Consider the following 22911-nt stretch of genomic DNA (forward strand, 5'->3'; position numbering starts at 1 on the left):
CCGCGCCGCGGCGATCCCCTGCCAACCAGTAAGTCGAGCAATGCCGTCGGCCACCCCGGCGGCCAGCGAGGTGAAGTCGCGTGTCCGTCGATCTCGGAATGCCCGTTGCTCCTCCGCAGCCGCTGGCTCCGCGCCGCAGGTCGCGGCAGATCATGGTCGGCAGCGTCCCGGTGGGCGGCGACGCGCCCGTGTCGGTGCAGTCGATGACCACCACGGTGACCGCCGACATCAACGCCACGCTGCAGCAGATCGCGGAGTTGACCGCGGCGGGCTGCCAGATCGTGCGGGTGGCGGTGCCCAGCGCCGACGACGCCGAGGCGCTGCCGATCATCGCCAGGAAGTCGCAGATCCCGGTGATCGCCGACATCCACTTCCAGCCCAAGTACGTGTTCGCCGCGATCGACGCGGGCTGCGCGGCGGTGCGGGTGAACCCGGGCAACATCAAGAAGTTCGACGACAGGGTCGGCGAGATCGCCAAGGCCGCCGCCGACGCCGGAGTCCCGATCCGCATCGGCGTCAACGCCGGATCGCTGGACAAGCGGCTGCTCGCCAAGTACGGCAAGGCCACGCCCGAGGCGCTGGTGGAGTCGGCGCTGTGGGAGTGCTCCCTGTTCGAGGAGCACGGCTTCCGCGACATCAAGATCTCGGTCAAGCACAACGACCCCGTTGTCATGATCCAGGCCTACCGGCTGCTGGCCGAGCGCTGCGACTACCCGCTGCACCTGGGCGTCACCGAGGCCGGACCGGCCTTCCAGGGCACCATCAAGTCTGCGGTCGCCTTCGGGGCGCTGCTGGCCGAGGGCATCGGCGACACCATCCGCGTGTCGCTGTCGGCGCCGCCCGCCGAGGAGGTCAAGGTCGGCACCCAGATCCTGGAGTCGCTGGGCCTGCGCCAGCGCGGCCTGGAGATCGTCTCCTGCCCCAGTTGCGGACGCGCCCAGGTCGACGTCTACACCCTCGCCGACCGGGTCACCGCCGGACTCGACGGCCTGGACGTGCCGCTGCGGGTGGCGGTCATGGGCTGCGTCGTCAACGGCCCCGGTGAGGCCCGTGAGGCCGACCTGGGCGTGGCCTCCGGCAACGGCAAGGGCCAGATCTTCGTCAAGGGCGAGGTCATCAAGACCGTGCCGGAGTCGCAGATCGTCGAGACCCTCATCGAGGAGGCCATGCGCATCGCCGAGGAGATGCGCGCGGCGGGCGCGCCTTCCGGGGAGCCCACCGTCGGCGTGGCGGGCTGACCGCTTCGGACACTCCACGGCGGCTCGCCCCGGGGCCGCCGTGAAACCCCTGCCCCCGGCCTTCCGGCACCGGCCTTCCGGGACGCCACGGAACCGGAGCGCGAGTGTCGCTTCCCCGTTCCGCCGCCCTTCGTCGGCAGAATGCCTCTGAACTGCTGATCGGGGAAGGGCGGAACGGATGCGGCACGCGGCGGCCAAGGCGGCCGGGGCGGTTGTGGCGGGGATGCTGCTGACCTGCGGGGCCGTCGTCCCGGCCGAGGCGGGCGGGACGCTGCGCTGGGAGGAGTGCGCGGACCTGGAGTCGCAGCGGGTGCGGGTGGAGTGCGCCGAACTGCGGGTCCCCATGGCCCGCGGCGAAGGCGCGGACCGGACCGCGACGGTCACCCTCGCGCTGTCGCGGGTGCCCGCGAGCGGGCACCGCCGGGGCACCCTGCTGGTCAACCCGGGCGGGCCGGGCAGCCCCGGACGCGATTGGGCGGCCGTCGTCGCCGAACGGCTGCCCGAGGAGCTGCGCTCCTCCTACGACGTGGTGGGCTTCGACCCGCGCGGCACGGGCGCGTCCATCCCCGGCGTCGTCTGCGACCCCGGCTACTTCGTCCCGGTCCGCCCCGACACGGTCCCCGCCGACGGGCGGGCCGAACAGGTGCTGCTGGACCGGGCGGCCGACTACGCCCGCGCCTGCGCGGAGCACACAGGGGAGCTACTGGACCACATGACCACCGTGGACACCGCCGACGACATGGAGGACATCCGGCGCGCTCTGGGCGTGCGGCGGATCGACTACCTCGGCTACTCCTACGGCACCTACCTGGGCGCCGTCTACGCCACCCGGTACCCCGACCGGGTGCGCCGCCTCGTTCTGGACAGCATGGTCAACCCCGACCTGCCCTGGTACGAGGGGAACCTGGCGCAGAGCCGCGCCCTGGACGCCGCGGCGCGCAACTTCTTCGACTGGACCGCCCGCCACGACGGCGTCTACGGCCTGGGAACGACCGGAGCGCAGGTCGCGGAGCACTACTACGCGACCCGTGAGGCGCTCGCGGAGGAACCGGCCGCCGGCACGGTCGGCCCCACCGAGTTCGAGGGCGTCTTCCTCCTCGCCGCCTACACCAGCGCCTACTGGCCGTCGCTGGCGCGGACCCTGTCCGCCCACGTCGTCGACGGCGACCCCGCGGCACTGCCCGCCGCCTACGAACGGTTCGGCGAGGACGTCGGCACCGACCCGGTCTTCGGCGGCTACCTGGCCACCGAGTGCACCGACGCGCCCTGGCCCGTCGACTGGGAGACGTGGCGGGAGGACGCGGTCAAGACGCACACCGAGGCACCCTTCATCGCCTGGAACAACATCTGGTACAACGCGCCGTGCCGGTTCTGGGCGGGGTCGGCCCGTTCCTGGTTCGAGGTGGACGGCACAGCGGTGGACAGCGCGCTGCTCGTCCACGCCACCGAGGACGGACCGACACCGCTGGCCGGGGCGTACGCGATGCGTGCCCGCTTCCCGAACGCCCGTCTGGTCGTCGAGGACGGCGGGGTCGACCACGGGGTGGCGCTCAGCGGCAACCCGTGTGTGGACCGGGCCCTCGCCGCGTACCTGCGCGACGGAACCCTGCCCCAGGCCGGTGGCGGCGCCGACGGCGCCGACCTGACCTGTGTCCCGCTGCCCCCGCCCGAGCCGCACAGCCCCGCAGGGGGGAGCGGTCCGGACACGGCCCCGCTCCGAGGGGCGTGACCGCCGATGGCCGTGCTCGGGGAAGCCGCGGGGAATCCGCTGGGCGGCACGTTTCACCGCCCACGCTGCGGCTACGATTGCCCTAGAGCGGCGGCTGCCCCCGCCTCTGACAACTCGCAGGTGAGGTGATACGGATGCTGCGGACCTCGCCGATACGCGTACTCGGGGAGCGAGACCACGCCGAGGTGTACGCGCTCCTCGACCGCGACCCGGTCGGTAACGTCTTCGTCGCCTCCCGGCTGCGCTCCGCCGGGCTGGAGCCGGGGCAGCTCGGCGCGGAACTGTGGGGATACGTCGAGCACGGTTCGATCACCGCGCTGTGCTACGCGGGCGCGAACCTGATTCCGGTCAACGCCGGGCCCGAGGCCGTCAGACACTTCGCGAGCCGGGCCCGCTGGCAGGGACGCCGCTGCTCCTCCATCGTGGGGCCGATCCCGGCCGTGACCGACCTGTGGCGGCGACTCCGCCCCTACTGGGGACCGGCTCGGGAGATCAGGGCGAGGCAACCCGTCATGGCGACCTCGCAGGAGCCCTCCGTGCCCGCGGACCCGCTGGTGCGCCGGGTCCGACCGGAGGAGTTGAGCATCCTGCTGCCCGCCAGCATCGCCATGTTCACCGAGGAGGTCGGCGTGCCGCCGGACGCGGGCGACGGCGGCGCGCTGTACCGGGCGCGGGTCGGGGAGCTGATCCGGGCGGGGCGCGCGTTCGCCCGCATCGAGGACGGCAGGGTGGTGTTCAAGGCCGAGGTCGGCGCGGTCACCCCCCATGCCTGCCAGGTGCAGGGCGTGTGGGTGCATCCGGAGCTGCGCGGCCGGGGCCACTCGGTGGCCGGGATGGCGGCCGTGGTGCGGACCGCGCTCGCCGAGATCGCGCCCACGGTCACCCTCTACGTCAACGACTTCAACACCCCGGCTCGCGCCGCCTACCGCAGGGTGGGTTTCCGCGAGATCGGCGAGGTGATGTCGATCCTGTTCTGACGGGCGCGCCTTCCCGCGCGCCCGTCCGCTTCCGGAGGAATGAACCAGAGCGGCGCGGTCCGTCCGACCCCGCGCCGCCCCGGAACCGTCCGCCCTCCGCCTGCCCGCGGAGAACGGACGGGGAGACGGCCGCTCTGTACGGCCCCTCCCAGCCCGTGCGGAGGGCGCGCCTCAGGGGTGCCCTCCCTCGGTGACGGAACCGCCCGTGCCGTTGACGGTCACGGTCCCGTAGTTGTAGTGCACGTGGGCCTGGGGGCCGGTGTTGGTGACGCGCGGCGGCCACCAGCGCATCTGGTCGGGGGAGGAGGCCCGGTAGGACACGGCCGCCTGGATGCGCGGGTGCGTGGTCGGCACGTGCACCCAGGCGCGGGTGCGGAAGCGTTTCTCGGTGTCGGTGACCTCGACGGGGGTGAACTCCCTGCTGTACAGGTCGTAGTCGCCCTGTTCGACCACGTCGGTGTAGATGGAGTCGGAGACGACGAGGACGAAGTCGACCTCGGGATTGTCGCGCAGCGCCTGTCGGGCCGCCGCCGAGTCGCGGAGGCGGCACACCGACACCACGGCCGCACCCGTGTACCCGTTGGCGCCCAACGAGACGTTGCCCTGGTCGAACGCCACACGCAGCCGCAGCCGGGCCTCGTCCCTGAGGGCGGCGTTGTGGTGGTAGAGCGCCATGGCGAGTTCGTGCGTGAAGTAGGCGATCACCCGGGCCTCCTCGATGCCCGGCTGCAGCAGGGCCAGTTCCCCGTCGCCTTGGGGCTGCACCTCCCAGCAGGAGCGGTCGAGGTCGGCGTTGTCGCAGACCAGGTCCATGATCCTGGTCAACCACTGCTGGACCTCGTCCTGGGAGCGCCGGTTCCGGTCGCTGTACGCCTCAGCGTCCACGGCCAGGCACATGCGACGGATGGCTGGGGTGGGGTAGTCCATGGAGACGCCTTTCTAGCGGTGGGGGAGGAGCGTCGCGAACTTCCGGGCGCCGCCTCCACGGTGGCGCGGATCAGTGGCGGAGATCCCGTACTGCTACGGGCTTCACGGCAGTTCCGCGAACTGGCGCAGCGCGGCCTGGTCGCGCACCACGTAGTTGCGGTAGCCGACGGTGATCACCCCGTGCTTGCGCAGTTCGGCGAGGGCCTTGTGCACGGCGGGCTCGGAGGCGGCCACGATCGCGGCGAGTTCGGGTTGGGTCAGCGGGATTCCGATGGAGACGCCGCCCTCGACGGGGCGGCCGTGGTCGGCGAGGATGCGCAGCAGGGTGCGGGCCACCCGGATCGGCACCTCCTGACTGCTGAAGTCGACGATCTTGTCGGTGGCCGAACGGAGTTTGGCGGCGATGGAGCCGTTGACGGTCCGCACGGCGTCGGGGTGGCGCTTCAGGAAGCCCTCGAACTCGGCGAAGGGCAGGACCCGGGCGCCGATCGCGCCGATGGCCACGACCCGGGCCATGCGCGGACTGGAGTCCATTCCGGCGAGTTCGCCGACCAGGTCGCCGCGGGAGCGTACGGCCAGCAGGACGGTGCGTCCGCTGTCCGATTCGCTCATGACCTTGACGTGCCCGGTGATCAGGACGAACACGTGCGTGCTGAGGTCCCCCTGGCGGATGAGGACCTGTCCGGCGCCGAACTCCCGGCGTACGCCGAGGGAAAGGAGGTCGTCGCGCTGGGAGTCGGTGAGGCGGCCGAGGACACTCGTGGCGGGCCAGGGGCGGTGGGAGGAGTCGTCGAGCCGCATCGTCCAGTTCTCCGTGTCGCGGACTGCACATACAGGGCGCCTCAGGGCGGGGCGGGGGTGGCCCCCTGACGTAGAAAGCTACCCGAAGGTAGCGAAGTGTGGGATGAAAGTTCCCTTCCTGTTTATAGAGATGATTGTTACATATTCCTGGTCAATGGCCGCTCGGTGGTGGCCTCGAAGACAGGGGACGGGGATGCGCGTATGCACCGGATCCGGCATTCCACTCTGAAGTCGATAAACGGCAGGAAAGGCATTGTTCTCCGTGATCACCCGCGTTTGCCACAAATCCTGGTTGATTTGAGCAAGGCGGTAACGGTGTGAGAACCGTGATGGATGACGCACGTTCTGACTGAGGTGTGAGTGTTCGGTTCTGCGGTGGGCGCGGGGGTTCTTTCCGGAGAACCCGGGAAGGGGTGAGGCATTCCGCACCGGCCGTCCGGGGCGCCTCGACCGGCCACCGGCAACCGGTGGTGACCCGTTTCTGGGGGGTTCTGTGGAATGCCTCGACCTCACCGGGGCGCGGCGGAATCGTATCCGCCGCGAACCCGACACCCAAACCTCGATGAAGAGCCCAGAAAAGCCCAGAGGAGGTGGCGCGGGGTCTTCGGTCGATGCTCCCTGCGGGCATCGGAGACCGCTCCGGCGCGACTCACCGGACTCTGATGGACGGGGATCGCGGAGCCGTCCGGTCGCTCGGGGGTACGGGCCCGCTGTGCACAGCCAGACCAGGCCGAGGCGCTCCGCAGAACCCCAATCCTCGGAGGGGAACACCCCGGGTTGCCTGCGGGCGGTCGAGGCGCCCCCGAGTCCACCGGTCCCCCGGGGCGCCTCCCCATGCCAACCCGGGGCGGGGCCGTGCCGGGCGCTTGGCTGGAACGCCTCGCCTCTCTCCTGGTCTTCCGGGAAGAAGCCTCCACCGCAGAACCAGACCGTCGGACCCCGGTCAGTTCGACAGGAGTGGAAAAGACGGAGAGGTCCACGTCAGTCATCGGGACCGCCGAGGCCCAAAGCGCGCCCGGACCCCGGATGCCCGCCCGTGACCCCGCTCGTCCGTGCGGTTCCAAAGACGTCTACCGGGGACTTCGCCAGGTGGTGCGGACCGATGCCGCCCACCGGAGCGTGAGCGGGCCCGCGGCGGTTCGGCGCCGACACGTCAGGACGGCCACGCGGACAGGCTCCCGCCAGAGGAGGACACCTGGCACGCCGAGGCCGGCGGCTTTTCGGACACCGTCCGGCGCGCGGTGGACGACGCCCGGCTCACCCCGGACACCCCCACCACTCGCGGTTCGGCGGGGAGGTTCACACCGGCCCGCATCCGCTGTTCGGCGCGGCGCCGCCGGCCCGATGCTCCGGAGGAGGTCCGCACGGCCGCCGACAACGCGCCGCGCGGGCGGTGAGGGCGGCCCTCAACCGGCCCGCCGGGCCGCCTCCAGGGCCCGGGGACCCATCGTGAACTCCGGGTCCACCTGGGCGGCCAGGTCGACCCCGGTCGCCGCGTTGGCCCACCGGGCGGCGTTGCGCAGGTGGAACTCCACGTTCTGGCGGGTGAACCTCGCCCAGTCCTTCTCGGTGGCGTCGACGAGGTCGCGCATCCAGGCGAGCGCCTTGAGGTTGTCCTCCTCCAGCGTGCCGAAGTCCGGGTAGCGGCCCTTCTCCATGGCGCGCACGAACTCCGAGTGGGTCAGGCAGACGCTGAGCGCGTCACCCACGTGCTGGCGCAGGAACTCGACGTCCTCGGGGCCGTGCACCTTGTTGCCGACGACCCTGACGGTGACGTCGTGGTCGCGGGCGTACTCGGCGTACTGGCGGTAGACGCCGACGCCGCGCAGGGTCGGCTCCGCGACCAGGAAGGTGACGTCGAACCGGGTGAACATGCCCGAGGCGAAGGAGTCCGCCCCGGCGGTCATGTCCACCACGACGTACTCGCCGGGGCCGTCCACCAGGTGGTTCAGGTACATCTCGACCGCGCCCACCTTGGAGTGGTAGCAGGCGACCCCGAGGTCGTCCTCGCTGAACGGTCCGGTGAGCATGAGGAGCACCCCGCCGGTCAGGTGGCCGAAGCGTCGGTGCACGGGGTTGTGCTCCGAGAGGTCGAGCAGTCGGGAGCCGCGGCCCGGCGGGGTGGTCTTGACCATCTGCTCCGCCGAGGCGATGCGCGGGTTGTCGCCGCGCAGCAGTTCCTTGATCTCGGCGATGTGGCCGCCCAGGGCGGGGACCGCGGCGAGTTCGGCGGGGGACGCGCCGAGGGCGGGACCGAGGTGCTGGTTGATGTCGGCGTCGATGGCCACCACGGGGGCGCCGCAGTGCGCGAGGTAGCGGGCGAAGAGGGCGGACAGGGTGGTCTTCCCGCTGCCGCCCTTGCCGACGAAGGCGATCTTCATGGGTGCTCTTTCCGTGGTTCGACGGTCGGATTCCGGTCGGGCACTCTCGGTGTCCAACAGTACGCTTGACAACGATTATCATTACCGATCGTGATCGTGTCGCGTATTTGATCACGATCGGGTAGCGAATTGGGAAAGACCGAATCTCGGTCTCCTGGACCGATGTCGCCGTTGCCGGAACGTTGCAGCTCAAGGGGGGGTGGCGTGGCCTACGCGTGGAATCCTTGATGCTGTCTCGTCGGGACACGTGATGGCGTTTTACGGGGCTGCCGTATCCGGAAAACGGTCGGTGTGCTGTGCTGTTGTCCAGTTCCGCCGTGATGGTTCCGTGGGCGTGCGATCCTGGCGGTCCCACCGGACAGCGATGGGAGTGACATGGGAACGACCGATTCGCAGGAGCTCCGCACCTTCGACGCGGCCGACTCCCACAACACGCCCGTGGTCGACCCGGCGGAGTTCGTCGGCTCGGCCACCGACCACACGGTGTGGAGCTGTGTCGGCAACCTCACCGCGGTCCGCTCCATCCGAGCCCGGGTCCGCGAGTTCCTCGGCCGTGCGGGATGCGCCGAGGTCGTCCGGGACGACGCCGAACTCGCCGTCAGCGAACTCGCCACCAACGCCCTGCTGCACTCCCGCTCGGGTCAGTCCGGCGGGGTGATGACCCTGTTCATCCGGATCGACGCGGGCAACGTACGCGTGGCAGTGGCCGACCAGGGGCGCAAGAACCCCGAGGAGAGCGACGTGATCGGCCGGGAGGACCAGAACGAGTACGGCCGCGGCAAGCTCATCGTCGAGGACTGCTCCTCCCGCAGTGGCGAGTACTGGACCGAGGCCACCCACGTCGCCTGGTTCGAGATCGACCTCTCCTGACGCCCCGCCGCACCGGGGCGGCCCGGCCGCCCGCGGGTGACCTGACCACCGAAAAGATCGGCTCGGGCAGTCGGGTGCAGGCGGCGGCACCGGCCTACCGGACCGGGCTGGTCCGTCCCGGGGACCGGGCGGAGCACCGGCTACCGTCAGCGGAGTAGGCGGGACTACTCCGTTACGCCGACGACCGCGGCGGGGGTGCCTGCCGGGGCGCTGGTCGTCTCCCAGGCGGTGGTGCTGGCTGCCCTCGCGGTCGTCGGAGCGGCGACGATGCTCGGACTCGCCCATGTCGGGTTCGGCCTCGCGGCACCCGAGTCGGCGGCGGGCGTGGCCGTGGGATTTGTCCTCGGCGTGTGCGCGTTCGCCGGCACCGGAGTCCTGCTCGGCTCGGTCCTGCCCAGTCCCCGAGCCGCCCGGGGAGCGGGACTGCCGCTGTTCTTCGGCGCGGCGACGTGCGCCTCGCCCGGGACTGACCGTATGCGGTGACCTCTCTCCGGACGCACAACCGGGGCCGCGGCCAGCCCAACGCGGCCCCGGTGGGTCAGGGACGGCCGGAGGCGACGCGGACGGTGGCCCGGTGCGAACGCACGGCCGCGCGGGCGGCGGCCTCGTCGTCGGTCGGCAGGGCGAGCACCGAGGCGCCGTTCCACAGCGCCACCGAGGCCAGCACGCACCGGTCCAGCTCGGTCATGCCGTTCTCCAGGACGACGGTGTCGTCGCGGGACAGCCGGAGTTCGGCGTCGAGGCGCCGGAAGTGAGCGGCGAGCTCCCGGTGGGGGTGGCGGATGACGCGCGGCGGCGCGCCGGGGACGGCCGCGTAGTCCAGCAGGCCGCTGTCGAACAGGCAGTGCGCGGGATCGTAGGCGCCGTGGTGGGGAGCGGGACGCAGCAGTTCGGCGAAGGGAGTGGTCTCGGGAGCGCCGTCGAAGGAGACGACCTGCCGCACCCGCGACCGCTCGGCCAGCTCCACCGCCAGGGGAGCCAGTTCGCCGGTGACCAGGATCATCCGGGCGTCGGTGTCGACCAGCACCCTGATCAGGGTGTCGATGTCCGAGGTCAGCTCCAGCGGCAGTGCGACGCAGCCGACCGCCATCGCGGTGTGGACGGAGACGAGGCGGGCGGTGGAGACCGGAGCGAGCACCGCCACCACGTCGTTGGGGTGCAGGCCGCGCCGGCTCATCCCGATGGCGGCGCGCTGGACGGTGGCGGCGAACTCGGCGCCGCTCATACGCGCCCCCTGGTGGTCGATGACCGAACCGGACCCGCCGAAGCGCCGCAGCCGGTCCAGCAGTCCGCCGGTGAGCGAGCCGATCGGAGCCGAATCGCGCGGAGAGCGCACCACCGGTCCACTGGCGGCGCGCGGCAGCCGATCGACTCTCATGCCTCCCAGACCTCCCATACGTCCGTGTGACCGCGGCCGGGGTCGTCACGCCCCCTCCACGTGACGAACCCGGCCGCCCGTGGTCGGTGCCGCGGGCGCGCCTCCCCTCAAAAGCGCCCCGCGGCGGCACAGGTTCCGACCGGACCGCGGTTGCGGGCCGACCAGGGCGCGGTCTCCACGAGGTGACCCGTGGCGGAAACGGTGACCGAGGACGCCGGGGCACCGCGCCCAAGGCGCGTACGGACGTTCCACGGACAATCCGCGGACGTCGACCGCACAGTCGTGAGACTACCCTCATCGAGCCCGTCTGCACATGCATTCTCGCGTGCATATGCATATGTAGATTCTCTCCGGGGGGAGTATGTAGAAGGTCTTTTCGCAGTTCAGGACAGTAGTGAACGCTGTGCCAAAGGATACATTCGATGATCGTTCCGAAGGAAGAGGATGCTCTACCCGAGAGCGGAGAAACCTCCGGCCGCGGTCATCCCCGATTGATCCACGCGGCGATCTGGGTCCGGGAATTGAACCCCAGCTTGGTGTTGATGTTGGCCACGTGCCGAGCCACGGTCGCCGGACTGATGAACAGCCGCTCCCCGATCGACCGGTTGGTCATCCCCTGGCCGATCAGCACGGCGACCTCCCGCTCCCGCGGGGTCAGCGCCGCCGTGTCCACCCCGACGGGCGGCGGTCGGCGCGGCGAACGACTCACCCTGGCCAACCGCAGAGCCGAGCGCACCGCCTGGTCCGCGTCCAACCGCCGCCCCTCCTCCCACCGGGCGGCGAAGACGCCGTCGCGCATCGGCCACGGGGAACCGGCGGCGGGGTGGCCGGAACGTTCCCGGATCCCGGCCGCCGCCCCGGCCAGGCGGGTGGCCTCCTCCGCGTACCCCTGCGCCGCGGCGACCGTGGCGATGGCGAGCAGCCCCCGGGCCGTTCCCAGGCGCTGACCGGTGTCATGGCACAGCGTCAGACTCTCGCACAGAGAGTCGTACGCCTCGCCGACCCTCCCCTGCCGGGCCAGTACCCGCCCCACCCCGGCCAGACAGCGCGCCAGTTCGGGCGCGCCGCCGATGGCGCGCTGGATGTCCAGAGCCTCACGGAAGCACCGCTCGGCGCCGGAGAGGTCCCCGCGGGCCTCGGCCACCCCGCCCTGACCGATGAGGATGAGCCCCACCCCCCAACGGTGGTCGAGGGTACGCAGTAGCGCCAGCGCCTCCTCGTAACGGGCCTCGGCCTCCGCCAGCCGCCCCTCCCGCGCGGCCAGCGCCCCCTGGGCGCCCAGGGCGACCCCCTCGTTCCACGGATCGTCCGTCGCACGGGTCAACGCGACAGCCTCGGCGAGCCGCTCACGGGCACGCTCCAGGTTCCGGGCGCGTATGTCGGTCATGGCCAGGATGTTCAGAGCCAGGGCCACCGAGGCGTGGTCGCCGGCGTCCTGGCAGCGCCACAACCCCTCCTCGCCGACGCGCACGGCGTGGACGTGGTCCTGCTGGTCCCAGGCCAACTCGGCCCGGCGCACCATCGCCCGCCCCCGCAGCGCCTCGTCGGCGCAGTCCATGGCCAGGAAGCGGTCGGTCCAGTACGCCCCCTCGGAGAGCAGACCGCTGACCATCCAGTAGGGGCGCAGCGCCACACACAGCCGCAGACCCTCGACGGCGTCCCCGCGGTCGGCCGACCAGCCGAGCGCGGCGCGCATGTTGCAGTAGTCGTCGCGCACCCGCTGGAAGGAGGAGAACCGCAGAGCCCAGGGGGTTCCACGGCCGGACACGGCGTTGCGCGCCGCCTCCTCGGCCAGCGCCAGCATCTGCGCCCGGTGCCGCAGCCGCAGGCGCTCCTCCTCGCCGCTCTCCGCCAGTCTGGCCGCGGCGTAGTGCCGGATGGTGTCCAGCATCCGGTAGCGCATCCGGGCCTGCGCCTCTCCGACGACCACGACCAGGGAGCGGTCCACCAGCGAGACGATCAGGTCGAGTAGCGACCGGGCGGGCAGCGCCTCGTCGGCGCAGACCGACTCGGCCGACTCCAGGTCCCAGCCGGAGAACACCGACAACCGCCGCAGCAGCGTCTGCTCCGGTCCGTCCAGCATGCCGTGGCTCCAGTCGATGACCGCGCGCAGCGTCTGCTGGCGGGCCGGTGCGCCGCGGTCGCCGGAGGTCAGGACCGTGAAGCGGTCGCCGAGACGCTCGGCGATCTGGGCGACCGACAGCAGTCGGACCCGGGCGGCGGCCAGTTCGATGCCCAGCGGAATCCCGTCGAGACGACGGCAGATCTCCGCGATGGCGTCCAGGCGTTCGGGGGTCACGGCGAAGTCGTGCGCGTTGGCGCGGGCGCGGTCCACGAACAACTGGACCGACTCGGTGCTGAGCGGGTCGCCGTGTCCCGGCTCGGGCACGGTCAACGGAAGGACCCGCCACACGGTCTCCTCCGGGACGCGCAGCGGCTCACGGCTGGTGACCAGGAAGGAGACACCGGGACACCGCGCGACCAGATGCTCGACCACGGCCGAGACGTCGGCGACCGCGTGCTCGCAGTTGTCCAGTACCAGCAGCAGTCGACGGGTGCGCAGCACGTCGGACAGCGCCTGCTCCGGGGAGCGCTCGCTGTCCTCCCGAGCGCTCAGGACGGCCGCGATCCGCGCGACGACCTCCTTGCGCGTGGTGGTCTCGGCCAGCTCGCACAGCCAGACCCCGTCGCGGAAGCGCTCCGTGGCCTGCGCCGCGGCACGCAGCGCCAACCGTGTCTTGCCGATTCCCCCCACCCCGCACAGCGTGAGGACCCGTTGCGTCCGGAGCAGGCGGGAAATGGCGTCGAGATCGCGTTCGCGGCCGACGAATCTGTTGAGTTCCAGAGGCAGGTTCTGCTGCGCCTGTACCGTATTCGCTGCCATGGCCTCCGTGGGGTCAGGCGGTTGGGAACGCGGCGTCCTGCCCGGGGAGAGCACGCGTTGCGGGGAGCAGACCGAAACAGGGGGGAAGGGTCATCACGTTCTGTCTTAGCGGCTGTTTCTCCCCGGCGCAACCAGAACGAATGTTTTTGCTGGTCGAAACGGTGATGTTCACGGCATGGAAAAGGGGGCCCGGGGCGGGGGCCCGGAGTGTCCGGGATTCGGTCCGTTCGTCGGCACGGTTTCCGCGTCAACCGGGCGGCGAGGCCGTACCGTCCGGAGCGAGGCGGGGCGGCAGTTCGGCGCGGGTGGAGATCCCGAGCTTGGTGAAGATGTTGGCGATGTGCCGCGCCACCGTCGCCTGGCTGATGACCAGCCGGACGGCGATCTCCCGGTTGGACATCCCGGCCCCCGCCAGTTCGGCGACCTCGCGCTCCCGCGGGGTCAGCGCCCGGCCGTCGCCGAGCGGCGGAGCGGGCAGCGCCGCGGCCAGCGCCTCCTCCAGGGGCAGGGCGCGGGCGCTGGTCCACGCCGCGGCCGAGGCGGCGTCGCCCAGCCGCTGCCTGACGTACTCCCGCAGCACCCGGCTGCTACGGGACGGCGCTCCCGCCGCCTGCTGGCGCAGCGCCTCGGCCTGCGCTCCCAGCAGCACCACCCGGTCGGTCACCCCCTCGGAGGCCGCGAAACCGGCCAGGTCCTCCAGCGCGCGGGCCAGCGCCAGCCGCCGCCCCGAGGCTCCGCTGCGGCGGACCCCCTCACTCAGGTACTCCCACGCGCTGCCCAACGCGCCGCGCCGGGCCGCCAGATGCCCGAGACCGGCCAGACAGCGGGAGGCCTCCAGCGAGCAGCGCATCCTCGTGAACAGCGCCAGTGCGCGGTTCAGGTGCTCCTCGGCCGAGGCGTAACCGCCCTCGCGGATCGCGAGAACGCCCAACCCGTGGTGGCACCGGGCCGAGTTCCAGCCGCAGCCGGTCTCCTCGGCCACCTCCAGGGCCGAGGACAGCCACCGCCGCGCCCCCTCGTGGTCACCGGCGGCGTCGGCCAACTGTCCGTGCAACTCCATGGCGTGCGTCTCCAGGAGGCGGTCGCCGAGGCGCCGTGCGATCTCCAGGCACTCGGCGGCGTGGCCGAGACCCGCGGAGATCTCCCGGTTCCGCAGCGCGACGGCGGTCAACGCGGCCAGCGCGTCGGCCCGGACCGCGTCGTCGCCCACGGTCTCGGCCAGCCGCAGGCCGGCGGTGATCCGCTCCCGGGCGACCCGTTCGCCATCGAGGTCCAGGGTCAGCTCACCGTGCAGCACCAGGGCGCGCGCCCGCAGCGGCGCGGGCAGGTCCTCGGGGGCCGCCGCGAGCAGCACGGCCATGAATTCGGCGCCCTCGGCGCAGCGGTCGAGTGCCAGCCAGTACCTGCGCAGCAGCGCGCAGATGCGCAGGCCCAGCTCCGCCTGGCCGTGGTCGGCGGCCCAGTCCAGGAAGGAGCGGGTGTTCTCCCGGTTGTGCTCCACCCGCTCCAGGATCTGCAGCCGCTCCTCCCACCGCAGCGACCCGGACATGGCCCTCTCGAAGGACTCCCCCCACCGCACCCCGTACTCCAGGGTCCGTCGGCAGTAGGTCTCGGCCTCGCCCGCGGCGTGCAGCGCCTCGGCGGCGTAGAGGCGGATGGTGTCGAGCATCCGGTAGTAGACGACGCCCTCGACCTCCTCCTCCACGACGATCAGCGACTTGTCCAGCAGGGAGCCGTGCAGTTGCAGCAGGTCGTCGCCGAAGTCGGTCGTGAAGAGGTCCTCGGCCATGTCCAGCGACCAGTTCGCGAAGATCGACAGCCGACGCAGCAGGGCCTTCTCCGCGTCGGTGAGCAGGGCGTGGCTCCACTCCACCACCGCCCGCATGGTGCGCTGGCGCTCGGGCAGCCGCCGGTCGGTGCTGTTGAGCAGGGTGAAGCGGTCGTCGAGCCGCTCCAGGATCTGCTCGACCGACAGCACCCGCATCCGGGCCGCGGCCAGTTCGATGGCGAGGGGGACACCGTCCAGCATCCGGCAGATCCGCACGACGGCGTCGACGGTGTCGGGGGTGACCGTGAACCCCGGCCGCGCCTGGCGGGCCCGGGCCGCGAACAGGCGGACCGCCGTGGAGCGCATCGCCTCGCGCACGCTCAACCCTGTGGCGGGTGCTGTCGGGGACCAGGTGTCGTCCGCCGGAAAGGTCCGCGGGGAGGCGGTGGGAAGGGCCAGCGGGGGCACGCGCCAGATGTTCTCCCCGGGGATGCGCAGCGGTTCCCGGCTGGTGGCCAACAGCCGCAGTCTGGGGCAGGTGCTCAGCAGGGCCCGGCACAGTTCGGACAGCGGCGCCACGACGTGCTCGCAGGTGTCCAGGACGAGCAGCAGGTCGAGGGAGCGCAGCGCCAGCAGCACCGCCTCCTGCAGCGGATGCCGCCGGTCCGTCTCGATGCCCAGGCAGTCGGCCACCGAGCGCAGCATGTGGTCGCCGGAGGCGGCCGTGCTCAGGTCGACGAAGACCACTCCGTCGGCGAAGCGGTCGCGTTCCTGCTCGGCGACCCGCAGTGCCAGACTCGTCTTGCCGATGCCTCCCGCGCCGGTGAGGGTGACCAGTCGCACGGCGCGGAGCAGGCGGCCGATGTCGGCGGTGTCGCGTTCACGGCCGATGATCGGGGTACGGGGGGCGGGCAGGTCCTGGCGTGGCGATGGCATGGTCTCGTCTCTGGAACCGTGGTGTCGCCTCCTTGTCGTCTCCGATTCCCGGACGGATATTCCGGAAGGCGTGAAAAGAGAAGAAAACGGCAGGGCAGGGTGCCGGACGCCCATCGCGCCACCGGTGGGCGGAGCGTCTCCGGGAGGTGCCCGGTGGAGGCTTTCCGGGGCGGCCGCCCCGGAAAGCCTCCACCGGGCGGGGTCTAGCGCTGCCAGGAGGCGGGGTCGGCCTCGGTCTGCTCTCCGGTGGCCAGGTTCTTGACCTCGTGCGGTCTGCCGTCCTCGAACGGCGGGAACCACACGAAGGGGATGCCCTTCTTCGAGGCGTACTGGATCTGCTTTCCGATCTTGGCGGCCTGGTGGTAGACCTCGGTGTTGAATCCGCGCTCGCGCAGCAGCGCCGCGGTGGCCAGGGCGGCGGGGCGGCGCTCGTCGCCGGGCAGCACCACGAGCACGTCGGTCGGGCAGAACCTGCCGTCGGTGATCCGGCCCTCGGCCACCAGTTTGGCGAAGATCCGGGTCAGGCCGATGGAGATGCCCACTCCCGGCAGGGTGCGGCGGATGAACTGTCCGGCGAGGTCCTCGTAGCGGCCTCCCGCGCAGATGCTGCCGTATCCGGGGTCGTCGTCGAACGTGGCCTCGTAGACGGTGCCGGTGTAGTAGTCCAGGCCGCGGGCGATGGACAGGTCCGCCACGACGCTGCCGGAAGGCAGGTCGGACAGTTCGTCCAGCACCCCGCCCAACTCGTCCAGCCCGGTCGACAGCAGTTCGCCGGAGACGCCCAGTTTGGCGACCTCGTCGACCACCGAGGTGTCGGTGCCGCGGACGCGCGCCAGGTCCAGGCAGGCCGCGGCCTGGTCGGAGCTGAGACCTGCCTGGTCGACGAGGACGGCGCGCACGGCGTCCGCGCCGATCTTGTGCAGCTTGTCCACCGCGCGGATCACCGCCAGGGGCTCGGTGACGCCGAGCCCCTCGTAGAAGCCCTGCAGGACCTTGCGGTTGTTGATGTTGAGCGTCCATGCGGGGATGTCCAGCCCGGCGAGCACCTCGTGCACGATGCGCGGCAGCTCGGCGTCGAAGTGCATCGGGACCCGGTCGATGTTGATGACGTCGATGTCGCACTGGGTGAACTCGCGGAACCGGCCCTCCTGGGGGCGCTCGCCGCGCCAGACGCGCTGGATCTGGTAGCGCTTGAACGGGAAGACCAGGTCGTTGAAGTGCTGGGCGACGTATCGGGCGAACGGCACGGTCAGGTCGAAGTGCAGCCCCAGTCGCGCGTCGCTGTCGTCCCTGGCGTCGGCCTGGAGCCGGTGCAGGGTGTAGACCTCCTGGGAGGTCTCGCCCTTGGACATCAGCACGTCGAGAGCCTCCACCGACGGTGTCTCCACGGAGGAGAACCCGTACCGCTCGAAACCGCGGCGGATATGGTCCAGCCAGCGCAGCTCCACGGACCGGATGCGGGGCGTCCACTCGGGGAAGCCGCTGATGGGCGTGGGACGGACGATGCGCTGCTCGGACATGGGTTCGGTTGGCTCCTTGCCACAGGCCGTCTGGTGTACGCCCTCATCGTAGGCGGTCGCGGGCGGGGCGGGCGCTTGCGGGCGCCGCGCCGACGGACCTCCCGGCGACGGCGGGTCGAAACCGACGGGGGAGGGCGTCCTCCGCCGCCCGGGAATCCGCGGGACCCCGGAAGCGGCGTCCGTTCCTCCTCGTGGAGAAGTGGAGAAACCGTGCCCAAGACAGTGGCGAACGGAGCGGGAAACACTTTTGGGAGACGGAACCATAACTTTTCCGCCGGGTGGATTCGGGGTGTCCCGCGCGGGGCGTATCCGGGGGGAAGCCATTGTTTCGGGGCGGCGGTCAACGGGTTCCGCCGCGGAGGCGGAGCGCGGCGGGAACGGGGTTTCGGTGACGGACGGTGAAGCCGGAGGAAGAATGGCGCCCCGGTGCGGTCGCGGCCGGAGGGGGCGGGCGCGGACCGCCCGGACGGGGTGGGCGCCGACCCCGCTGCGGGCGGGGCCCGTCGAGGGGACGGGAAGGCGGCCGGGGCGGTGTGACCTGTCCGGACAGGAGAGGGTGGGTTTTCGTAGCGCTCGTTACGTATGTCGGAATTTATGAAAGAAGAGAAGATCGGAAGTTCGCACAGTGTCGCGAATCGGACTTCGGTTGTGTGGCGGTGTGGAAGATTTCCCGGTCAATGAGGGAATGTTTGGCGTTTTCTTGACCTACAGATGTGGAAAGCCTAGGCTTAGTTAAGGAGATGGCGAGAGGCGGTGGCTGTCCCCCCTCGTGAGGTTTCCCTCCAAGACCGCACGATGTTGCCGCCCTCTGTCTTCCGAGTCCCCGGAGCATCCAGTTCCGGGGACTTTTGCATTTGTTCCGGCCGGTCCGGCGGTGTCGCGGAACAGAAAAGAAGTCCTGTTTTCCCGTTTGTTTGCCCTATGGTAAATCTGTGGTTTTCCTGAGAGCGTGTTCGAGAAGGGTCAGGTCTTGGGGGGCTTCGAGGGTCCGGGCTCGTTGACGGGCAGCGGGCCTGCCGCGGATCCTGCTGCTTCCGTGCCCGGATGACTCTTCGGGGAAGCGGCCCGCCTCGAACGCTTCAGCCGGGCTGCTCGGCCGGAGCGACGATGATGCCTTCGGGGCCGCGGACGTGGCAGAGCCGATAGCTGTCCTCGTACCGCTCCAGTTCGCCAGCGAGTTCGGCGCCATGGGCCCGCAGGCGAGCGAGTACGTCCTCGACGTCTTCGGCGGCGAACATGGTGCGACGTATGCCCAGCGTGTTCGCCGGTGCGTTCGGCTCGGCGCCGACCGCCGTCGGCGTGTGGGACTTCATCAGCTCAAGCCGGCCGTGGCCGCCCGGAGTCCGCACCGTCGCGACGTCGACCCGGACACCGTCGAGCCCGACGACGCGGTCCGCCCACCGTCCCCCGACCCGCCCCCTGTCCTCCAGTTCCGGACCGAGTTCGGCGAAGGACGCGGTAGCGGCCTCCAGGCCGTCGGCGACGATGCCGGCGTCGTCCATCCGCTGAATCGTCATCCCCCGAGCATGGGTGGGACGTTCGGCCATGTCGGTGAGGGGCGGCACCCGGCCCCACGCCGGAGCCGCGAGCGTCCGTGGTGGCCGGGTGGTGCGCCAGCGTCGTCACCCCTCGGACCTGACCGATGCCCGGTGGGCGTTGACCGGGCTGTTGCCGCCGGCGCCGAACACCGGTGGACGGCCCGGGAAGCATCCGCGACACGACATCGTCGACGCGGTCTTGTCCGTGGTGCGCACCGGCTGCGCGTGGCGGCGGTCGCCCTTCGGCTTCCCGCCCTGGCAGACGGTCTGCCGGTACTTCACGCGCTGGGAGAAAGACGGGGTCACCGAGCCGATCCTGGCCGTGCTGTGCCGGCCGGCGCGCGCCGCCCGGGGACGCGCTGACGAGCCGACCGCCAGCGTCATCGACTCCCAGAGCGCCAAGGGCGCCGCCACCGGCCCACGCGGACGGGACGCGGGCCGGTGGGCAGCCGAACACCGCGAACCGTCCGAGGAACCACGGGTTCGGTGCGGACCACCCCGCTCGGCGACCGCACGGCGTCGTGTGCCAGAACTGTGGCGTCACGGACGCCGACGGGGTGGTGCCGTCGCGTCCACGGTAGCCCCCGAGAAGTCGCACTCCCAGTACTCCGATCGGCCGGAACAGGCCGCCGACGGTATTGACATCCCCTCTGTTCCCCCTCTCGGGGAGAGCGCGATCCGGCCGCGGGCGCCGCGCCGGAGCGGTGTGCGCCACGTCTCACAGTGAAGGGAATTACGGGGAACGCCGCAGAGTGAGCCGAGACGGTGCTAGGTTCACCTTACTGATGATCATGTCCGTCGTCGGCCGCGTCCCTCACGTCCTGCGGCGGACCCTCCAGAGCGGGGCCGCGCACGCGCTCCCTCAGTCGCCCGAGGTAACGAACACGTGAACGATTCCCCGAAACTCACCACGAAGATCATCGTCGCCGGGGGCTTCGGCGTCGGAAAGACGACGTTCATCAGCGCGATCTCGGAGATCCCTCCGGTACGCACCGAGGCGGCGATCACCAACGCCAGCATCGGAGTCGACGACCTGTCCAAGACGCCCGACAAGAAGAGCACCACGGTGGCCATGGACTTCGGGCGGATCTCGCTGCCCACCGACCTGGTGCTCTACCTGTTCGGAACCCCCGGCCAGCAGCGGTTCTGGTTCATGTGGGACGACCTGGCGCGCGGGGCGCTGGGCGCGGTCGTCCTGGTGGACCCCCGGCGCCTGGAGGACTGCTTCCCCGCCATCGAGTACTTCGAGCAGCAGCACCCCCTGCCGTTCGTCATCGCGGTGAACACCTTCGAGGCCGACGGGGACCACTACCGCTACACCGAGCGGGAACTGCGCGAGGCGCTCGCCATCCAACCCGACGTGCCGATCGTGCACACCGACGCCCGGAAGCGCGAAGCGGTCCTGGAGACCCTGGTCAGTCTGGTCAAGCACGCGATGGCCGTCGAGCAGCGGCAGAACCGCCAACTCGTGCACTGATCCGGCCGGCGGTCCGCGACGACAGAAACCAAAAAACATGCCCAGGGTGATCAGGCGATAACAGCAGGTCAACAAGGCGCTTTCCCGTTTCGGAGGCGAAGCCGTCGCCGAAACGGTGTGATTCGTGCCTCTCCGGGGGAACCGGACGGGCGCGAACAGCGTTACCCTGCTGTGGTGTTCGGACGAATGGCAGAGAGTGTGCGACGCCTTCTGGGCAAGCCCGGATCGGTGTCACTCCAGCCCTATACCAAGCTGCTGAAGACGATCGAGGAGCGCGAAGAGGCGCTGCGCGAACTGAGCGACGCCGAGCTGACGGAGACCGCGGCCGAACTCGGCAACGCCGAACTGCCCTACGATCGCGCCGACCTCGCCGAGCTGTGCGCGCTGGGCCGCGAGGCGGCCCGACGCACTTTGCAGGAGCGCCCCTTCGACCCCCAGCTGATCGGCGTCATGGCGCTGCTCGACGGGCACGTCGCGGAGATGGCCACCGGTGAGGGCAAGACCCTGACCGGCGCACTGGCCGCCGCCGGGTTCGCACTGCGCGGACAGCGGGTGCACGTGCTCAGCGTCAACGACTACCTGGCCCGACGCGACGCCGAGTGGATGCGGCCGCTGTATGAGCTGCTCGGTGTCGAGGTCGGCTGGATCGGCCAGGAGTCCACCACAGAGGAGCGCCGCGCCGCCTACGCCGCCGACATCACCTACGCGTCGGTCAGCGAACTCGGCTTCGACGTGCTGCGCGACCGGCTCGCCACCGACACGGCCGACCTGGTGGTGCCCGAACCGAACGTGGCGATCGTCGACGAGGCCGACTCCGTGCTCGTCGACGAGGCCCGGGTGCCGCTGGTGCTCGCGGGGGCCGCCGAGGCCGCCGAGTCCGACGCCGCGATGGCCGAACTGGTGCGTCGGCTGCGTCCCGGGATCGACTACAGAATCGACGACGACGGCCGCAACGTCCACCTCACCGACACCGGGATCGACTCGGTGGAAAAGGCCCTCGGCGGCGTCGACCTGTACTCCGAAGAGGACACCACGCTGCTGTCCCGCGTCAACCTGGCGCTGCACGCGCACGCGCTGCTGCGGCGCGACATCCACTACGTGGTGCGCGACGGCAAGGTGCGTCTGATCAACGAGTCGCGGGGTCGGATCGCGCTGCTGCAGCGCTGGCCGGACGGCCTGCAGGCCGCGGTCGAGGCCAAGGAGCACCTGGCGGCCAGTGAGACCGGTGAGGTACTGGACTCCATCACCGTGCAGGCGCTGGTGCTGCGCTACCCGCTCCGCTGCGGCATGACCGGCACCGCGATGGCCGTCGCCGAGCAGCTGCGCGAGTTCTACGAACTGGAAGTCGCGGTCGTCCCGCCGAACAAGCCCAACATCAGGGTGGACGAGGAGGACCGGCTCTACGCCACGGCCGAGGAGAAGGAGGACGCCGTCGTCGAGAAGGTCGCGGCCGTGCACGCCACGGGCCGTCCGGTCCTCATCGGCACCCAGGACGTCGCCGAATCCGAGCGGCTGGCCAAGCGCCTGGAACGGGCCGGACTCGAATGCGTGGTTCTCAACGCCAAGAACGACGCCGACGAGGCCGCGGTCATCGCCGAGGCCGGAACCCACGGCAGGATCACCGTGTCCACCCAGATGGCGGGGCGCGGTACCGACATCCGCCTGGGCGGCAGCGACATGGGCGACCGCGACCGGGTGGTGGAGACCGGCGGCCTCTACGTCATCGGCTACGGCCGCTACCCCAGCAGCCGACTCGACGACCAACTGCGCGGACGCGCCGGACGCCAGGGCGACCCCGGCGGCTCGGTCTTCTACGTCAGCGTCGAGGACGACCTGATCGCCAACAACGTGCCCGAGGCGCGTGACTACCGGGTCTCCTCCGCCGACGGCGAGATCACCGACCCCGCGTGGCGGCAGACCGTGGACCACGCCCAGCGCGTCGCCGAGGGGCAGCTGCTGGAGCTGCACCGCAACACCTGGCGGTACAACAAGCTCATCGACGTCCAGCGCGGCGTCGTGCTGGAGCACCGCAGGGCGGTGCTCCACGACGACCTGGGCAGGCGGCAGCTCGCCGTGGACTGTCCCGCCACCTACGAGGAGCTGGTCGAGGAGGTCGGTGAGGAGGAGGTCGCCCGCGCGGCCCGCCTGGTCACGCTCTACCACCTGGACCGGGGCTGGACCGACCACAACGCGTTCCTGACCGACCTGCGCGAGGGCATCCACCTGCGCTTCCTGGGGCGGCGCGACCCGTTGGACGAGTTCAACCGCGACGCGGTCCCCGCGTTCAAGGGCTTCCTCGACGAGGCGCGCGCCCGCGCCGCCGAGATGTTCGCGGAGCTGAAGGTCGTGGACGGCCGTCTCGACGTGGCCGCCGCCGGGGTCAGGCGCCCCTCCACCACCTGGACCTACATGGTGCAGGACCAGCCCTTCAGCACCGACTTCGAAAACATCGTCGGCAGGGTGAAGAACCTGGTCGGCCGGGACTGA

Annotated in this window: 16 protein-coding genes; 8 read left to right on the plus strand and 8 right to left on the minus strand. The window is 71.0% G+C overall.

The features are described from left to right. Positions 1 to 80: 80 nt before the first annotated feature. The 3 genes from ispG to NI17_RS00825 all read left to right on the plus strand — a co-directional run bounded on the left by ispG (position 81) and on the right by NI17_RS00825 (position 3944). Positions 81 to 1238: a flavodoxin-dependent (E)-4-hydroxy-3-methylbut-2-enyl-diphosphate synthase gene (gene ispG, locus NI17_RS00815; RefSeq protein ID WP_068687752.1), complete on the plus strand. Its 1158-nt coding sequence runs from the start codon at positions 81 to 83 to the stop codon at positions 1236 to 1238. 178 nt (positions 1239 to 1416) lie between these two features. Then, positions 1417 to 2967, plus strand: a complete 1551-nt coding sequence (locus NI17_RS00820; RefSeq protein WP_068687753.1) for an alpha/beta hydrolase — start codon at positions 1417 to 1419, stop codon at positions 2965 to 2967. Between the two features lie 134 nt (positions 2968 to 3101). After that, a complete protein-coding gene (locus NI17_RS00825; RefSeq protein ID WP_119267863.1) occupies positions 3102 to 3944 on the plus strand; it encodes a GNAT family N-acetyltransferase in 843 nt (280 codons plus the stop codon). Between the two features lie 171 nt (positions 3945 to 4115). On the opposite strand, the gene NI17_RS00830 is transcribed toward NI17_RS00825, so the two are convergent. The 3 genes from NI17_RS00830 to NI17_RS00840 all read right to left on the minus strand — a co-directional run bounded on the left by NI17_RS00830 (position 4116) and on the right by NI17_RS00840 (position 8053). Next, positions 4116 to 4871: a hypothetical protein gene (locus tag NI17_RS00830; RefSeq protein WP_068687755.1), complete on the minus strand. Its 756-nt coding sequence runs from the start codon at positions 4869 to 4871 to the stop codon at positions 4116 to 4118. Between the two features lie 102 nt (positions 4872 to 4973). After that, positions 4974 to 5672: a Crp/Fnr family transcriptional regulator gene (locus NI17_RS00835; protein WP_068687756.1), complete on the minus strand. Its 699-nt coding sequence runs from the start codon at positions 5670 to 5672 to the stop codon at positions 4974 to 4976. Between the two features lie 1406 nt (positions 5673 to 7078). After that, a complete protein-coding gene (locus NI17_RS00840; protein WP_119267864.1) occupies positions 7079 to 8053 on the minus strand; it encodes an ATP-binding protein in 975 nt (324 codons plus the stop codon). A gap of 375 nt (positions 8054 to 8428) precedes the next feature. Here NI17_RS00840 and NI17_RS00845 point away from each other — a divergent pair, with 375 nt between their 5' ends. Together NI17_RS00845 and NI17_RS00850 are read left to right on the plus strand one after the other, a co-directional pair. Continuing rightward, entirely contained in the window at positions 8429 to 8923 is a 495-nt protein-coding gene (locus NI17_RS00845) for an ATP-binding protein (protein ID WP_068687758.1), read from the plus strand. Between the two features lie 195 nt (positions 8924 to 9118). Continuing rightward, entirely contained in the window at positions 9119 to 9406 is a 288-nt protein-coding gene (locus NI17_RS00850; protein WP_068687759.1) for a hypothetical protein, read from the plus strand. Positions 9407 to 9461: 55 nt separating this feature from the next. Here the strand turns inward: NI17_RS00850 and NI17_RS00855 are convergent, their stop codons facing one another. From NI17_RS00855 to NI17_RS00875, 5 genes are all read right to left on the minus strand, one after another. After that, positions 9462 to 10301: an AMP-binding protein gene (locus NI17_RS00855; protein ID WP_068687760.1), complete on the minus strand. Its 840-nt coding sequence runs from the start codon at positions 10299 to 10301 to the stop codon at positions 9462 to 9464. A gap of 481 nt (positions 10302 to 10782) precedes the next feature. After that, entirely contained in the window at positions 10783 to 13185 is a 2403-nt protein-coding gene (locus NI17_RS00860; RefSeq protein ID WP_068687761.1) for a helix-turn-helix transcriptional regulator, read from the minus strand. Between the two features lie 247 nt (positions 13186 to 13432). Beyond that, a complete protein-coding gene (locus tag NI17_RS00865) occupies positions 13433 to 15889 on the minus strand; it encodes an ATP-binding protein (protein ID WP_068687762.1) in 2457 nt (818 codons plus the stop codon). Between the two features lie 203 nt (positions 15890 to 16092). After that, positions 16093 to 17409 carry a histidine--tRNA ligase gene (gene hisS / locus NI17_RS00870; RefSeq protein ID WP_068687763.1) on the minus strand — a complete coding sequence of 439 codons (1317 nt, stop codon included), beginning with the start codon at positions 17407 to 17409 and terminating at the stop codon, positions 16093 to 16095. Between the two features lie 1079 nt (positions 17410 to 18488). Then, entirely contained in the window at positions 18489 to 18926 is a 438-nt protein-coding gene (locus tag NI17_RS00875) for a VOC family protein (protein ID WP_068687764.1), read from the minus strand. 28 nt (positions 18927 to 18954) lie between these two features. Between NI17_RS00875 and NI17_RS24580 the strand changes: the two genes are divergently transcribed. The 3 genes from NI17_RS24580 (at position 18955) to secA2 (ending at position 22911) form a co-directional block, all read left to right on the plus strand. Beyond that, positions 18955 to 19674: a transposase gene (locus tag NI17_RS24580; protein ID WP_084012351.1), complete on the plus strand. Its 720-nt coding sequence runs from the start codon at positions 18955 to 18957 to the stop codon at positions 19672 to 19674. A 159-nt stretch (positions 19675 to 19833) separates the two neighbouring features. Beyond that, a complete protein-coding gene (locus tag NI17_RS00885; RefSeq protein WP_068687766.1) occupies positions 19834 to 20424 on the plus strand; it encodes a GTP-binding protein in 591 nt (196 codons plus the stop codon). Between the two features lie 186 nt (positions 20425 to 20610). After that, positions 20611 to 22911, plus strand: a complete 2301-nt coding sequence (gene secA2, locus NI17_RS00890; protein ID WP_068687767.1) for an accessory Sec system translocase SecA2 — start codon at positions 20611 to 20613, stop codon at positions 22909 to 22911.

The sequence above is a fragment of the Thermobifida halotolerans genome (genome assembly GCF_003574835.2).
GTDB classification, from domain to species: domain Bacteria; phylum Actinomycetota; class Actinomycetes; order Streptosporangiales; family Streptosporangiaceae; genus Thermobifida; species Thermobifida halotolerans.